Origin of the sequence: Janthinobacterium sp. P210006 (assembly GCF_036231885.1) — a bacterium.
Taxonomy (GTDB): Bacteria; Pseudomonadota; Gammaproteobacteria; order Burkholderiales; family Burkholderiaceae_D; genus Janthinobacterium; species Janthinobacterium violaceinigrum.
This window is the reverse complement of record NZ_JAZARD010000002.1, coordinates 994,717-1,009,939: the sequence shown is the minus strand read 5'-3', so window position 1 is coordinate 1,009,939 and position 15,223 is coordinate 994,717. Positions and strand designations below refer to the sequence as shown.

Here is a 15,223-nt window from a genome sequence, read left to right as displayed (position 1 = left end):
GTCGTTGCTCAATTTTTAATTGTAACAAGCAAAGCGGCGCAGGGGCGCAGTCCATGGAAAAGGCAGAATACATTGTTGAAACGAGATCGCTATCCCACCTTGGCCGCGCGCGCCGGCGCATGGCTGCGCCGCGCCTTGCCGGCCTTGCTGCTGTGCGCCACGGCGGCCCATGCCGCCGGCGCCCCCCTGGAGGCGGAGTTTGCCGCCGGCTTGAAGGAAGAGGGCCTGGCAGGCGCCGTCTGGAGTGAAGTCTTGCCCGATGGCACAGTGCGCACGGGCGCCGCCGGCGTGCGCGATACCGCCAAGCAAATACCCATGCAGGCGGACACGCGCGTGCAAGTGGGGTCCGTGGGCAAGGTGGTGCTGGCGCTGGGCGTCTTGCGCCTGATCAGCGAAGACCGGCTCACGCTCGACACGCCCTTGCAGCAGGTATTGCCGGAACTGGCGCTGAAAAACCCGTGGCAGGCCAGCGACCCCGTGCGCATCCGCCACCTGCTGGCGCATACGTCCGGTCTCGACAACGTGCGCTTCTGGCAGGCGTTCAGCCTGAACCCCGCGCCGGATACGCCGCTGGCCGAGGCTTTTGACGGCGGCCGCAACCTGCTGCGCGTGCGCGCCCGTCCCGGCAGCCGCTATGCGTATTCCAACATGGGCTATGGCTTGCTGGGCATGGTGATCGAGAAGGTCACGGGCCAGCCATATGAACGCTACCTCGATGCGCAGCTGCTGCAGCCGCTGGGCATGACGGACAGCACGTTTGCCTTTGTTACGCAGATGAGCACGCAAACGAGCGCGCAGGCGGACCCGCGCCTGGCCATGGGCCACTTCGAGCATGGCGTGGCGCAGCCGGCCGTGCCCCAGTATTTGCGTCCGGCCGCGCAATTTACCACCACGGCAGCCGACATGGGCAAGCTGGCGCAATTCCTGATGGGCGACGGCAAGCTGCAGGACAAGCGCTTCATCGACCTGGCGCTGATGGGCGCCCTGTCCGAACCGGCCGGCACCGATGCGGCGCAGGCGGGCCTGGAAACGGGCCATGGCCTGGCCCTGGCCGTGCGCGACCGCCACAACGTGGTGGGCGCTTGCCACCCTGGCACGGCCGTGGGTTTTCGCGCCATGCTGTGCATCTATCCGGAGCAGGACAGCGCCTTTTTCGTGGCCTTCAATACGGATGCGGAAGCAGCCGACTATGAACGCTTCAACCGCCTGCTGCTGCGCGACCTGGAACTGCCCTTGCGCGCGCCGGCCCCGCACGGCACGCCCGCACCCACGGTGGAAAACTGGCAGGGCGTCTACGTGCCGTCGCCCAGCCCCATGGCCAGCATGGCCTGGGTCGATGCCGTCTTTGGCTTCACGCGCCTGAAATGGGATGGCGAATCGCTGTTCCTGATCCCGTTCCAGGGCGAGCCGAAGGAGCTGGAACCGGTGGGCGGCCTGCTGTTCCGCGCCAGCGACCGCAGCACGGCGTCGCACGTACTGCTGCAGGAAGATGGCAAGCATATCCTCAGCGACGGCTTGCGCAGCTATGAGCGCGCGTCGATGCTGCGCATGCTGGTGCTGTGGGGCAGCCTGGCCCTGGGCGCGGCGGGCTTGCTGTACGTGCTGCTGGTGGGCGTGTGGCGCGCCGCGCGGCGCAGCCTGGCGCGGGGCGACCATCTGTTCGCGCCCCTGCTGTCGATGCTGGCGCTGCTCCTGCCCGCGCCATTCTTTTATTTCCAGTCCTATCTGCGCCTGGGCGACGTCACCATCGCCAGCGTGCTGCTGGCGCTGGCGACGGGCGCGCTGCCGCTGGCCATGGCGTTCGGCCTGGCCCGCTGCTGGCGCAGCCGGGGCACGGCGGCCGAGGCGGGCTCGCTGGCGAAATGGGACTGGGTGGCCTTGCTGGCGGCCTTGCAACTGCTGCTGGTGCTGGCCTGGTGGGGCTTGCTGCCGCTGCGGCTGTGGCAGTTATAGTCCTGTAGACCGCCGGAACCAGGCCGGCAGCAGCCGGCGCCACCCGTGCCGCGCCGGCCCGGCCTTCTTGCCGTGCGCGGCCCGCTTGGCGCGGTAGCTGGCCGCCGCCATCTGCAGGCCGATGCAGTCCATCTCCGCCATCGCATCCGCTTCCTGCGGCGACAAGCCATGCCGCAAGGCTTGCGCACGGGGTTCCAGCAGGAAGGCGGCACGCAGGGCGTCGTCCGTGTACAGCCTGGCCAGGTAGGTTTCCAGTGCGGGAGAGCTCATGCGCGCCGCCCCGCGCGCAAGGCGGCGCGCGCCAGTTCCAGCTGGTCCAGCACATGTTCGAACGACGGGTAATTGCCGTCGCGTTCGACGATCACCGTCAAGGGCTGGGGCGCATGGCGCGCCAGCAAGGTCAGTAAATCGAAGACGGCGGGCGGCACGTCGTGCAGATGGTCGTCCAGCAAGCGCTGGCCGCCGCCCGGCGCATCGACCCAGTGGCCACCGCTCAGGTGCACTGCGCCCACCCTGGCCAGGGGCAGCCGCAGCAGCAGTTGCTCCGGCGCCTCGCCGAAATTGACGGCGTTCGCATACAGGTTGTGCAGGTCCAGCAGCAGCGGCACCTGCGCGCCGTTGATGATGTGCGTCAGCCATGCGGCTTCGTCCAGCGTGCTGGCCGGCGGCTGGACCAGGGTGGCGATGTTTTCCATCAGGGGCGCGCTGCCGACGAGGCGCGTGGCCAGCGCTATATTGGCGATGGTGCCGGCGGCGCTGTGCGGCGTGCGCGGCGGCGCTGCCAGGTGGCCGATTTCGACGCCGCCCGCGCGCACGAAACTCAGGTGCTCGGACCACGATTCCGCTTGCACCGTCTGCATCAGGCGCGCCATCGCATGCAGGCGCCGCGGATCGGCGGGAATCGTCGACGCCAAGCCCATGCCGACGCCGTGCAGGCTCACCGGCACCTGGCGCGCCAGGCTGCACAAGGCGGCGATGCCGGCGCGCGGAGCGTGGTAATAGTCGTCGGCGATCACTTCCAGCACATCGATGTGCGCCAGGTTCGACAGGATGCCGGCAGCCAGTTCGCCGCGCCAGCCCAGGCCTACGCGGTCGCGCGCGGGCCCCTTGTCAGCTGCCACAGCCGCCGCCACCGCCGCAACCGCCGCAGCCGCTGCCGCAGGAAGATCCGCCGCCGTCGCCCGACGAGCCGCCGCCGGAGTCGCCCGTGCTGCCGGACGACGAATCGCTGCCCGTGTTGTGCCGGGCCACCGGGTACAGCTGGGCGACATACGCGTACACCGACGGCGGCAGGGCACCGAGGCCGAAGATGGCCGCCAGCAGGGCCATGTCGGCGCTGTTGCTGCCCGCCTGCAGGCGCGACGAACGCATGTTCAGCCGGCCGAACAGCATGCGCAGGTCGGTCAGCAGCCGCTGCGCGCTCCAGCTGGACCGCCGGTTGCGCAAGCCGCGCAGCATCAGCAGAAATACCGCCAGCAGCAGGGCCAGGAACAGCAGGTTGTAGTGCTGGCGGCTGATGGCGATGACGGCCTTGACGGCGGCCACCGTCAGCAGCAGCCAGTGCGCCGTCCACGTGATGCGTTCGCGCCGGCGCAGCAGCGGCGGGCCGACCAGCAGTTCCTGCTGCGTCAGGGTCTCCAGGTAGGCGCGGCACGAGGGCAGCATCTCGGCCTGCACGGCCAGTTCCTTGCTGTGGCCCTGGCGGCCCAGGTACAGCCGCAGCACGTCGCGTTCGATGTCATGGCTGGCGAAGCGCAGGCTGTCGGCGCTGGCCGTTTCCAGCAAGGGGCCGTCGGCGCGCAGCAAGCCGCGGTCCACCAGCACGATGGCGGCGATCTTCACCGCCTCGACGGCGCCGCCGCGCAAAAAGGCGATGCGGTAGGGATCGTCGGCCAGCGACAGCTGGGCATGGGGATTGCGCAATTCCTGGCGGATCAGCAGCTCGCGCGCCAGATACAGCACGAGCACGCCGAAGACCAGGTAGGCGAGCAGGAACCACGGCCCGCTCCAGTCGAACGGATTGGGGCCGTTCACCGCATCTGCTCCGCGTGCTCGCGCAAGCGTTCGGTGATCGCCATCAGGCTTGTGAAGGCGGGCAGGGCCTGGCCCGGCGCCAGGTGCGCCGTTTCACGCGCCGCCGACATGGCTTGCAAGGCTGCGTGCAGGGCCGGTTCGCCCAGCTGGTCGACAAACGCTTCGAGCGCCTGCTTGCCGGACAGCCCGGACTTGCCTTCCAGCTGCGCCAGCGACGCCGCGGACGAGCGCAGCGGGCCGGCCGCGTCGGCGATGGCGCCGGCCAGCTGCTCTTCGTTGAGGCTCAATAGCAGATACCGTTCACGCATGCGCAGCTGCTGGTTCAGCAGCACTTGCCGCAGGCGCCGCAGCACGGCGTCGCGGTTCGTGCGCAGGCTGGCGAAAGGGTCTGCGCCATGCAGCACCTTGTGGCGCGCGATGATGTCGGCGAACTTGACGGCGAAGGCGTCGGCGGCCTGCGTCAATTCGCTTTCGAGCAGGAACATCACCTGCAGGTCGATGGCGGCATGCGCCAGGCGCAATGGCCCGCGCAGCGCATCGGCTGCGGGCGGCGTGAAGCGCTTGAGCAGGAGCAGCAGGTTGACGTCGGAGGTGGCGCGCACCTGGCCGTCGGCGGCCGAGCCAAACAGCACGGCGGCGACCAGGTCGGGGCCAAACGTGTTGTGCGCGGCGGCGACAAACACCTCCAGGTGGCGTTGTATTTCTTCGGGCAGCGGTGGCGACATGCGGTGTTCTTTCACGATGGGCTGGCGGGACGATCACAAGTTTGCAATATAGCAAAAATATGCGATCGTGCGCGCGCCGCCGGATGCCGCCCACTCAGGCCCGCATCAAATCATGCCAGTACGTTGAGCAAGCCATCGAGTCCCACGAAGTTCAGCGCCACGTCGGCTTGCGAGCGCACCACGGGCTTGGCGCGGAAGGCCACGGACAGGCCGGCGATGCCCATCATTTTCAAGTCGTTGGCGCCGTCGCCCATGACGATGGCTTCGGACGGGGAAATGCCCAGCTCCGTGCACACGCGCTCCACGGTGCGCTGCTTTTCCTCGGCGTCGACAATCGCGCCGATGACCTTGCCAGTGAGCTTGCCGTTGACGATTTCCAGCTCGTTCGCGTGCGTGTAGTCGAGGCCCAGGCGTTCCTTCAGGCGTTCCGTGAAGAAGGTGAAGCCGCCCGACACCAGCAGGGTTTTCAGGCCCGCCTTCTGCACGGCCGCCAGCATGGTTTCCGCGCCCGGCGACAGTTTCAGGCGCTCGTCGTAGACGCGCTGCAGGGCAGCCGCGTCGAGGCCTTCGAGCAGGGCCACGCGCTGCGTCAGGCTGGCCGCAAAATCGAGTTCGCCCCGCATGGCCGCTTCCGTGATGGCCGCCACCTGCGGTTTCAAGCCCTGCATGTCGGCGATTTCATCGATGCACTCGATGGTGATCAGGGTCGAATCCATGTCCATCGCCACCAGCTTGAACTCGCTGAGTTCGCGCTGGCCCATCATGTAGGTGACATCCAGCTGCGCCGCCTGGGCCGCCACTTCGATGGTGGGGCGCAGCGCGGGCGAATAGGCGATCTTTTCGCAGCGCACGGCGTTGGGACCCAGGTGCGTGATGGACGTGGGCGCGGCCAGCGCGGCGATGCGCTCGAGGCGGGCGCTATCGCCGTCGAGGCCCTGCAGGATCAGATTCATGGTGATGGTCTTGGTATTGGTCATGGGTCAGCCCTGCATAAATGATAGGAATAGTCTAAACCGTCAATTGCTTGATGGTGGTCTTGATCTGCGTCACGCGCGCGGCCAGGTCCGGCATGGCGGCCGTGATTTTCAGCTTGTCCTGTCCATGCAGCTTGATATGGCGGTTTTTCTGGATCAAGCCGATGATGCGCATGGGGTCGATGGGTGGCTTGGCCATGAATTGCAGGGTAGCCGCCTCGCCATGCACGTCGATCTTGACGATGCCCACGGTCTTTGCCGCGATGCGCAGGCGGTGCGTCTCGACCAGGGCCTTGACGGCGTCGGGCAGCTTGCCGAAGCGGTCGATCAGCTCTTCCTGGATATCGTCGATCTTGTCCTGCGTGGCGCAGTTGGCCAGGCGCTTGTAGATCGACAGGCGCTCGTGCACGTCGCCGCAGAAGTCCGCCGGCAGCAGGGCCGGCACGTGCAGGTTGATCTCCGTCGTCGAGGCCAGCGGCGCGGCCAGGTCCGGCTCCTTGCCCGCCTTGAGCGAGCGCACGGCTTCGTTCAGCATGTCCGAATACAGCTGGAAGCCGATTTCCGTCATCTCGCCCGACTGGCTTTCGCCCAGCACTTCGCCGGCGCCGCGGATTTCCAGGTCGTGCATGGCCAGGTAAAAGCCGCTGCCCAGTTCTTCCATCTGCTGGATGGCGTCCAGGCGGCGCTGCGCCAGTTTCGTCAGACCCTGCACGTCGTGCACCAGCAGGTAGGCGTAGGCCTGGTGATGCGAGCGTCCGACCCGGCCGCGTAGCTGGTGCAGCTGCGCCAGGCCGAACTTGTCGGCGCGGTGCATGATGATGGTGTTCGCCGTCGGCACGTCGATGCCCGTCTCGATGATCGTCGTGCACAGCAGGATGTTGAAGCGCTGGGCGACGAAGTCGCGCATGACCTTTTCCAGGTCGCGCTCGTGCATCTGGCCGTGCGCCACGGCGATGCGGGCCTCGGGCAGCAGTTCCGTCAGCATGGCCAGGCGGTTCTGGATGGTTTCCACCTCGTTGTGCAGGAAGTAGATCTGGCCGCCCCGTTTGAGCTCGCGCAAACATGCTTCGCGGATGATGGCTTCGCCTTCGCTGCGCACGAACGTCTTGATGGCCAGGCGCTTTTGCGGCGCCGTGGCGATGATGGAAAAGTCGCGCAAGCCTTCCAGCGCCATGCCCAGGGTGCGGGGAATCGGCGTGGCCGTCAGGGTCAGCACGTCCACTTCCGCGCGCAGGGCTTTCAGCGCTTCCTTCTGGCGCACGCCGAACCGGTGTTCCTCGTCGATGATGACCAGGCCCAGGCGGGTAAACTTCACGTCGTCGGACAGCAGCTTGTGCGTGCCGATGACGATGTCGATGGTGCCGTCGGCCATGCCCTTGAACGCCTGCGTGATTTCCTTGCCGCTGCGGAAGCGCGACAATTCCGCGATGCGCACGGGCCAGTCGGCGAAGCGGTCGGCAAAGGTTTGCGCATGCTGCTCGGCCAGCAGGGTGGTGGGCGCCAGGATGGCTACCTGCTTGCCGCCCATCACGGCGATAAACGCGGCGCGCAAGGCCACTTCCGTCTTGCCGAAGCCGACGTCGCCGCACACGAGGCGGTCCATCGGTTTACCGGAAGTCATGTCCTTGATGACGTTGTGGATGGCCTCGGCTTGGTCCGGCGTTTCGTCGAAGCCGAAGCTGTCGGCGAAGCGCTGGTAGTCGTGCGACGAGAATTCGAACGAGTGGCCCTGGCGCAGCGCGCGGCGCGCATACAGGTTGAGCAGCTCGGCCGCCGTGTCGCGCACCTGTTCGGCCGCGCGTTTCTTCGCTTTTTCCCACTGGCCCGAACCGAGCGAGTGCAGCGGCGCGTCTTCCGGCGAAGCGCCCGAATAGCGGGAAATGACGTGCAGCTGCGATACGGGCACGTACAGCTTGGTGTCCTTCGCGTATTCCAGGTGCAGGAATTCCGTCTCGCCTTCGCCCAGGTCCATGCTGGTCAGGCCCATGTAGCGCCCGATGCCGTGGTTGATGTGCACGACGGGGTCGCCGATCTTCAGTTCCGACAGGTCGCGCACCATCGACTCGACCTGCGTCACGCCTTCCTGTTTCCTGGTGCCGACCCTGCGGCCGGAGCCGGCATACAGCTCCGTCTCCGTGATGAAGGATAGATTGCCTTCCGGCGTGAACAGTTCGAAGCCCGCATGCAGCGGCGCCACGCCCAGCATCAGCTTGGCGCTTGATTGCAAAAAGCCGTCGCAGCCTTCCACGGGCGCCAGGTGCAGGTCGTATTCGGTGAAGTACTGCTGCAGGGTTTCGCGACGGCCGTTCGATTCGGCGCAGATCATCACGCGGCGGCCCGCTTGCAGCAGGTAGCTGCGCAGGTTGGCCAGCGGATCGTCGGCGCGGCGGTTGACGGCGATATTCGGCACGGGCGCCGACAGTTCGGACGCCAGCGCATCGTTCGATTTGGCGATCGCCAGGCGCGGATACGGCTTGGCCAGGCCGAAAAACTGTTCGTCCGACAGGAACAGCGATTCGGGCGGCAAAATCGGCCGCTCGCGGTCCGCCTTCAGGAAGCGGTAGCGCGACTGCGTATCGGTCCAGAAGCGCCCGATGGCAGAGTCGATCTCGCCCACCAGGGCCAGCGATGCGTCGGGCGGCAGGTAGTCGAACAGGGTGGCCGTCTGTTCGAAGAACAGGGGCAGATAGTATTCGATGCCGGCCGAGGCGATGCCGCTGCTGATGTCCTTGTAGACGACGGAACGCGATGGGTCGCCTTCGAACTGTTCGCGCCAGCGGTTGCGGAACGTGGTGCGCGCCGCTTCGTCCATGGGGAATTCGCGCCCCGGCAGCAGGCGCACTTCGTGCACGGGATACAGCGAGCGCTGGGTGTCGGCGTCAAACGTGCGGATGGTCTCGATGGTGTCGCCGAACAGGTCGAGCCGGTAGGGCAGGGCCGAACCCATGGGGAACAGGTCGAGCAGGCCGCCGCGCACCGAGTATTCGCCGGGCGACATCACTTGCGAGACATGGCTGTAGCCGGCCAGGGTCAGCTGCGACTTCAATCGCGCCTCGTCGAGCTTTTCGCCCTTCTTGAAGAAGAAGGTGTAGGCGGCCAGGAACGAGGGCGGCGCCAGGCGCACCAGCGCCGTGGTGGCCGGCACGATGAGAACGTCGCACTGGCGCGTCTGGATTTCGTGCAGGGTGGCCAGGCGCTCGGAGACCAGGTCCTGGTGCGGCGAAAAAGCGTCGTAGGGCAGGGTTTCCCAGTCCGGCAGCAGATGGCAGCGTAGCTGCGCGCCGCCGAACCACGGTATTTCATCGAGCAGGCGCTGGCCGTCGCTGGCCTGCGCCACCACCACGGCCAGCATCTGGCCCCGCGCTTTCAAGGCCAAAGCGGCCAGCGCCAGGGCATAGGCGTCGGATGAACCATACAGGGCGGGCAGCGCGTAGCGGTTGCCGGGCTTGGGGAGGGCTTTTTTTAAGTCTAAGGACATGCAGGCGATGACACTAGTGGCAGAGGCAGTTGAGTGGGACAGCTATGGTGCGCGCCGCGCCGCCAGTGACGGCGCTGACAGGCAGGATTATAGACCATCGCCCGCGCGCGCATTCGCAATCCCGAAGGGGACGTGGACCATGGGGATCGTGCCGCCCGCCGATTTCAGGTGGCTCAGCTGGTCGTCGAAGAAGATATGCGGCTTGAACACGGCCAGCACGCGCGATTTGTCCATGCCGCCCAGGAAAAACGTCTCGTCGGCCGCCACGCCCCAGCTTTTCAGGGTCGTCACCACGCGCTCGTGCGAGGGCGCGTTGCGCGCCGTGATGATGGCGATGCGCAGGATCTTTTTATAGCCGGGGTCGCGCCGCTGCGCCCTTTCTTCCAGGCGCTGCATGGTGGCCAGCTTCTGGAACAGGCCGGCCAGCGGGCCGGGGCGGTGCGGCGTGCCCACGTTCAGGGTTTCATGGGCGTGGAATTCATCGACATCGTTGTTGCGCTTGAATACGGTTTCCGCTTCGTCGTCCGCGATCACGCCGTCGAAATCGAAGGCCACGCGCAGTTCTTCGTCGTTTTCGTCGTCTTCCGTGCGCGACGGCAGCACCAGGCCGGCCGGATAGTCGCAGGCCAGCGCGCTGCGCACGTCGTCCTCGTTCGCGCTGAGGAACAGCGAGGCGTTGAAGGCGGGCAGGTAGGGATACGGCGACTTGCCCGTCATGAAGGCCGCGCGCGAAATATCGAGGCCGTAGTGGGCGATGCTGTGCATGACGCGCAAGCCCGTTTCCGGGGAGTTGCGCGAAAATAGCACCACTTCCACGGGCGACTGGCGCGGATAGTGCTTGTTGATGTTCAGGAAACGGCGGATGAAGGGGAAGGCCACGCCGCGCGGCAGCACTGTGTCGATATGCGCTTCCTGATACTTGCGGTATTCCTCGGGGCCGTTGTCGAGGTAAACCTGGTGCGATTCGGCCAGGTCGAACAGGGCGCTGGAAGCGACCCCGATCACCAGTTTGTGTTCGATAGGATAAGCCATGGTCTGCCTGTGGTTTGCTTGTTGCTCATCTTATACGACTATCAACTGCGCAGCCAATAGCGGCAGGGCAGGATTTCTTGCCCCAAAGCGTGGTATTTCCCCATTCGGCGATGCCGCTGTGCAAGGCGCGCCACAGTAAAGAAATAAATCTTGTTTTGTATCAAGTATGTATCAGCCAGAAACATATTTTTCCTCTATGCTTCCAGTTATAAAATCTAGCCAATTGTAACGAAGCGTTTGCCCCATCCCCGCCACCTTTATACAAGTGTCAGCCGTTTTACTCGAACATGCCAGCCCCAACCTCGCCAGCAGTCGTCGTGACTTTATAAAGGACCTAGCCATGTTTAAGAATTTACTGATCAAATGGAAGTTGGCGACGCTCGTTGCCGTGATGATGGCGGCCCTGCTGGTCGTCGGCATCTGCGGTTATTCGGGCATCGCCACCGTGGGCGACGCCGTCAATGAAATCGGCGTGGTGCGCCTGCCGTCGATCCAGGGCCTGATGATGATGAACGAGGGCCAGACGGCCGTTGCCGCCGCCACCCTGACGGCCGCCATCTACGAAAATAATTACCAGGCACAGGACAAGTTCGCGGAAGCGCTGCAGCTGCGCACCAAGGCCTGGAGCAATATCGAGGCGGGCCGCAAGCTGTACGAGCCGCTGCCGCAAACGCCCGGGGAAGCCGTGCTGTGGAAGCGCTTCCTGGAAGAGTGGGCGGCCTGGAAGGGCGACGACGACAAGGTGCGCGCCATCCTGCGCCAGCTGGCCGACAACCGCGACGAGCAGCAGCAAAAGACCCTGTTCGTGGCGTTCTACAAGCAGTACCAGGATTCGCGCAGCCTGTTCGGCAAGGCCGAAGCCACGCTCAACGAGATCATCAAGCTCAATAACGGCGTGGCCGACGCCAGCGTCAAGGATGGCAGCGCGGCCGTCGTGCGCTCGGAAAGCCTGATGCTGATCATGGGCTTGCTGGCTTCGGCGCTGGGCATCGGCTGCGCCGCCTACATCACGCGCGCCATCACGCAGCCCATCAATTCGGCCGTGAAAGTGGCGCAGACGGTGGCTTCGGGCGACCTGACCAGCCGGATCGAGGTGCACACGACGGAAGAAACGGGCCAGCTGCTGCAGGCGCTGAAGGACATGAACACCAGCCTCGTGAACATCGTCGGCCAGGTGCGCAGCGGCACGGAGACGATCGCCACGGCGTCGTCGCAGATCGCCAGCGGCAACCTGGACCTGTCTTCGCGCACGGAAGAGCAGGCCAGTTCGCTGGAAGAGACGGCATCGTCGATGGAGGAGCTGACGTCCACCGTGCGGCAGAATGCCGATAATGCCCAGCAGGCCAACCAGCTGGCGCTGAGCGCTTCCGGCGTCGCCGTCAAGGGCGGCGAGGTGGTGGGCAAGGTGGTCGAGACCATGGATGCCATCAATGATTCCTCGCGCAAGATCGTCGACATCATTTCCGTCATCGACGGCATCGCCTTCCAGACGAATATCCTGGCCCTGAATGCGGCCGTGGAAGCGGCGCGCGCGGGCGAGCAGGGACGCGGCTTTGCCGTGGTGGCCACCGAGGTGCGCAATCTGGCCCAAAGATCCGCTGGCGCAGCGAAAGAAATCAAGACCCTGATCGGCGACTCCGTGGTGGCCGTCGACGCGGGCAGCAAGCTGGTGGCCGAGGCGGGCAGCACGATGGCCGAAATCGTCTCCAGCGTGCAGCGCGTGACGGACATCATGGCGGAAATCAGCCTGGCCACGCAGGAGCAAAGCTCGGGCATCGACCAGATCAACCAGGCCATCGGCCAGATGGACCAGGTGACGCAGCAGAATGCGGCCCTGGTGGAGGAGGCGGCCGCCGCGGCCGAATCCCTGCAGGAGCAATCGGGCCAGCTGGCCCAGGTGGTCAGCGTCTTCAAGCTCGATGGCGCCCAGGCGCCCGCCGCGCGCGCAAACGCGGGCGCAAAGCCGGCCGCGGTGCGCGCCGTGGCGGCCCGCACCGCGCCGCCGCGTCCCGCATCGCGTCCGAACGGGGGCCGTCCGGCCCTGCGCGCCGTGCCGTCCCCGCAGCGCAGCGCGCCGCGCGACGACGAATGGGAAGTGTTCTGACAGCTGACGGCACCAGCGTGCGCGATAGCAGCGGCCGCCTTGCGCGGCCGTTTTTACAGGCATGCCCTCGACCGCACTGCGGTTACTACTTACTAAAAAAACAGCGTTATATAAATAGCTGTTTTGCCATCTAAGCAAATCTTTTCAAAACTTAACGCGACATTGCTTGTGAGATAACTCACACTGCCTGCCGTACCACCCTTGTTCCCGCCTCGGCCACATCCCGGCTGACCCCTCCGCCTGCTGCGTCCGGCCATTCGTGGCAGGCGGCAGCCATTGCCGTCAGCCTTGCATGCGAGTCCGGCGCGATGACCGATGCACCACACTGAAGGATGCGAAAAAGATGGCAAATATGAAAATCGGCACGCGCCTGCGCTGCTCCTTTGCATTGTTGACCTTGCTGCTGCTGGCCACTGCCGCGCTGGGCATGCTCCGCCTGTCCAGCCTGGAGCTGCGCATGCGCGACGTGATCGACGATAAATATCCGAAGACCGTGCTGGCCAATGACATCATCAAGAATGTCAACATCATCGCGCGCTCCTCGCGCAACCTGCTGCTGATGACGGAGCCGCAGCAGCTGGCGCAGGAACGCGCCACCATCGCCAGGGCGGGCGGCGAGACGGAAAAAGGACTGGCCCAGCTGGACACGGTGGTGCTGTCGCCGCAGGGCCGCACGCTGATGGCGGCCGTGACGCAGGCGCGCGCCACGTTCAACGGCGGACGCGACAAGGTGCTGGCCCTGCTGGACGAGGGGGCGCGCGACGAGGCGACCAGTTTGCTGCTCGGCACGGTGCGCGGCGACCAGCTGCGCTACATGGCGGCGCTGGAAAGCCTCATCGCGCACCAGCACGACCTGATGGAGGAGGCGGGCGCCCAGGTGCGCGCGGAATACGCGACGGCGCGCAACATGATGCTGGCGCTGAGCGCGCTGGCCGTGCTGTTTTCGCTCGTCACCGCCTGGCTGGTCACGCGCAGCATCGTCCATCCGCTGCACCACGCATTGACGGTGGCGCAGACCGTGGCAGCCGGCGACCTGACGTCGACCTTCGGCCGCCATGGCGGCGATGAAACGGGCAAGCTGCTCGACGCGCTGTGCATCATGAACGGCAACCTGCTCGACATCGTGCAGCAGGTGCGCAGCGGCACCGACACCATCGCCACGGCTTCGTCGCAGATCGCGGCCGGCAATATCGATCTGTCCTCGCGCACGGAGGAGCAGGCCAGCTCGCTCGAACAGACCGCGTCGGCCATGGAGGAACTCAGTTCGACGGTGCAGCAGAATGCGGACAATGCCCGCCATGCCAGCGTGCTGGCCGTCGAGGCGGCGAACATCGCCGGCGCCGGCGGACAGGCCGTAGGGCAGGTGATCCATACCATGGACGCCATCAGCGCATCGTCGGCGCAGATTGCCGACATCATCGGCGTGATCGACATGCTGGCCTTCCAGACGAATATCCTGGCCTTGAACGCAGCCGTGGAAGCGGCGCGCGCGGGCGAGCAGGGGCGCGGCTTTGCCGTCGTGGCGACGGAAGTGCGCAACCTGGCGCAGCGCAGCGCGGCGGCGGCGCGCGACATCCGCGCCCTGATCGCCAATTCCACCGAACAGGTCGATGCGGGCGCGGCCCTGGTGGCGCAGGCCGGCGCCACCATGCAGGAAGTGGTGGCGGCCGTGGGGCGCGTGAGCCAGATGGTGGCCGACATCACGGCCGCCAGCGCCGAGCAAAGCACGGGCATCGGCCAGGTCAGCCAGGCGGTGCTGCAGATGGATGAAGTGACGCAGCAGAACGCCGCCCTGGTGGAGGAAGCGGCGGCCGCATCGCAATCGCTGGAAGGCGAGGCGGCAAAGCTGCTGCAGGTGGTCAGCGTATTTCGCCTGCAGCAGGGGCCCGCGCACACCTTGCCGCGCCGGAGCGCGCCGGCCGTGCCGCGCCTGCTGGCCTAGTGGCGCGCCTGGCAAGGTTCTGGCTCGGCTGCGTCGGGCTGTGGCGCGCGCGGCGCCGGGCGCGGGAGGGGCCGTTTGGGCCGACGCGCAAGCCGGCGCCAACGGCGCGCAGCCGCGAGCTGCAGGCGCGCCTGGACGGCGCCATCGGCGCTGGCGAATTCTGCTTCCACTACCAGGGCAAGTTCGATACGGCGCAGCTGCGCCTGGTCGGCCTGGAAGCGCTGCTGCGCTGGGACCATCCGCGCCATGGCCTGGTCTACCCGAACGAATTCATCGGCCTGGCCGAACAGACTGACGCCATCGCCGCGCTGGGCAACTGGGGCATCGATGCCGCCTGCCGCCAGCTGGCGCAGTGGCGCGCTGCCGGCCTGCCTGTGGTGCCCGTCGCCGTGAATGTCTCGGCGCGCCAGCTGTGCGAACCGCACTTGCCCGATTTCGTGCTGCGCTGCCTGCAGCGGCACGCCATTGCGCCCGGCCTGCTGGAGCTGGAAGTGACGGAAAGCTGCTGCATCGACGACATGGCGCAGGCGGCGCAGGTGCTGTGCCGGCTGCGCGCGCTGGGCCTGGCCATTTCGCTCGACGATTATGGCACGGGCCATTCAGGGCTCAGCCATGTCAAGATGTTGCCCATTCACACGATCAAGATCGACCGCAGCTTCATCCGAGAGCTGGGCAGCGGCGGCAGCGCCGGCCGCGACACCGTGATCGTCGCCTCGACCATTGCGCTGGCGCGGGGCCTGGGCTTGCTGGCGCTGGCCGAGGGCGTGGAAAGCCACGGGCAGCTGGCGCAGCTGCAGCGGCTGGGCTGTCCCCAGGTGCAGGGCTTCTACCTGCACCGGCCGGCGCCCGCGGCCGAGGTGGCTGCATTGCTGGCCGCCGGTGCGCCGGCGGACCTTGTATCGGGGCGGAAACATGGCGCCATGCGGCGTGGCGCGGATGCTCAGTAAAATATCGCCACTGCAAGCCGCGTGCTTTAACACT

11 protein-coding genes are annotated in these 15,223 nt (G+C 66.3%); 4 read left to right on the top strand and 7 right to left on the bottom strand.

Going from position 1 to position 15,223, the window contains the following annotated elements:
• Nucleotides 1-75: 75 nt before the first annotated feature.
• On the top strand, nt 76-1,953 hold the full coding sequence (locus VPH41_RS12930) for a serine hydrolase domain-containing protein (protein ID WP_328570324.1): 1,878 nt from the start codon (nt 76-78) through the stop codon (nt 1,951-1,953).
• On the opposite strand, the gene VPH41_RS12925 is transcribed toward VPH41_RS12930, so the two are convergent.
• From VPH41_RS12925 to VPH41_RS12895, 7 genes are all read right to left on the bottom strand, one after another.
• A complete protein-coding gene (locus VPH41_RS12925; protein WP_328570323.1) occupies nt 1,948-2,223 on the bottom strand; it encodes a hypothetical protein in 276 nt (91 codons plus the stop codon). The genes VPH41_RS12930 and VPH41_RS12925 overlap by 6 nt on opposite strands.
• Nucleotides 2,220-3,074, bottom strand: coding sequence for a DUF692 domain-containing protein (locus tag VPH41_RS12920; protein ID WP_328570322.1), 855 nt, complete (start codon nt 3,072-3,074; stop codon nt 2,220-2,222). The genes VPH41_RS12925 and VPH41_RS12920 overlap by 4 nt, the downstream gene beginning before the upstream one ends.
• Complete coding sequence (locus tag VPH41_RS12915) at nt 3,064-3,987, bottom strand: TIGR04222 domain-containing membrane protein (protein WP_328570321.1); 924 nt, start codon at nt 3,985-3,987, stop codon at nt 3,064-3,066. The genes VPH41_RS12920 and VPH41_RS12915 overlap by 11 nt, the downstream gene beginning before the upstream one ends.
• Complete coding sequence (locus VPH41_RS12910) at nt 3,984-4,712, bottom strand: nucleotidyltransferase domain-containing protein (protein ID WP_328570320.1); 729 nt, start codon at nt 4,710-4,712, stop codon at nt 3,984-3,986. Before VPH41_RS12910 ends, VPH41_RS12915 begins: the two co-directional genes overlap by 4 nt.
• 110 nt (nt 4,713-4,822) lie before the next feature.
• On the bottom strand, nt 4,823-5,665 hold the full coding sequence (gene serB, locus VPH41_RS12905; RefSeq protein ID WP_328570524.1) for a phosphoserine phosphatase SerB: 843 nt from the start codon (nt 5,663-5,665) through the stop codon (nt 4,823-4,825).
• A 55-nt stretch (nt 5,666-5,720) separates the two neighbouring features.
• Nucleotides 5,721-9,164 carry a transcription-repair coupling factor gene (gene mfd, locus VPH41_RS12900; RefSeq protein WP_328570319.1) on the bottom strand — a complete coding sequence of 1,148 codons (3,444 nt, stop codon included), beginning with the start codon at nt 9,162-9,164 and terminating at the stop codon, nt 5,721-5,723.
• Nucleotides 9,165-9,251: 87 nt separating this feature from the next.
• A complete protein-coding gene (locus VPH41_RS12895) occupies nt 9,252-10,196 on the bottom strand; it encodes a 5'-nucleotidase (RefSeq protein ID WP_287773774.1) in 945 nt (314 codons plus the stop codon).
• Between the two features lie 340 nt (nt 10,197-10,536).
• On the opposite strand from VPH41_RS12895, the gene VPH41_RS12890 reads away from it, so the two are divergent.
• The 3 genes from VPH41_RS12890 (at nt 10,537) to VPH41_RS12880 (ending at nt 15,189) form a co-directional block, all read left to right on the top strand.
• Nucleotides 10,537-12,300: a methyl-accepting chemotaxis protein gene (locus VPH41_RS12890; protein WP_328570318.1), complete on the top strand. Its 1,764-nt coding sequence runs from the start codon at nt 10,537-10,539 to the stop codon at nt 12,298-12,300.
• 343 nt (nt 12,301-12,643) lie between these two features.
• Nucleotides 12,644-14,242, top strand: a complete 1,599-nt coding sequence (locus VPH41_RS12885) for a methyl-accepting chemotaxis protein (RefSeq protein ID WP_328570317.1) — start codon at nt 12,644-12,646, stop codon at nt 14,240-14,242.
• Entirely contained in the window at nt 14,242-15,189 is a 948-nt protein-coding gene (locus VPH41_RS12880; protein ID WP_328570316.1) for an EAL domain-containing protein, read from the top strand. The genes VPH41_RS12885 and VPH41_RS12880 overlap by 1 nt, the downstream gene beginning before the upstream one ends.
• The last annotated feature ends 34 nt before the right edge of the window (nt 15,190-15,223 follow it).

Excerpts from the sequence above, each read along its gene's own strand:
- VPH41_RS12925 (WP_328570323.1), bottom strand. The coding sequence starts at position 2,223 with ATGAGCTCTCCCGCACTGGAAACCTACCTGGCCAGGCTGTACACGGAC.
- VPH41_RS12910 (WP_328570320.1), bottom strand. The coding sequence starts at position 4,712 with ATGTCGCCACCGCTGCCCGAAGAAATACAACGCCACCTGGAGGTGTTT.
- serB (WP_328570524.1), bottom strand. The coding sequence starts at position 5,665 with ATGAATCTGATCCTGCAGGGCCTCGACGGCGATAGCGCCCGCCTCGAG.
- mfd (WP_328570319.1), bottom strand. The coding sequence starts at position 9,164 with ATGTCCTTAGACTTAAAAAAAGCCCTCCCCAAGCCCGGCAACCGCTAC.
- VPH41_RS12895 (WP_287773774.1), bottom strand. The coding sequence starts at position 10,196 with ATGGCTTATCCTATCGAACACAAACTGGTGATCGGGGTCGCTTCCAGC.
- VPH41_RS12890 (WP_328570318.1), top strand. The coding sequence starts at position 10,537 with ATGTTTAAGAATTTACTGATCAAATGGAAGTTGGCGACGCTCGTTGCC.
- VPH41_RS12885 (WP_328570317.1), top strand. The coding sequence starts at position 12,644 with ATGGCAAATATGAAAATCGGCACGCGCCTGCGCTGCTCCTTTGCATTG.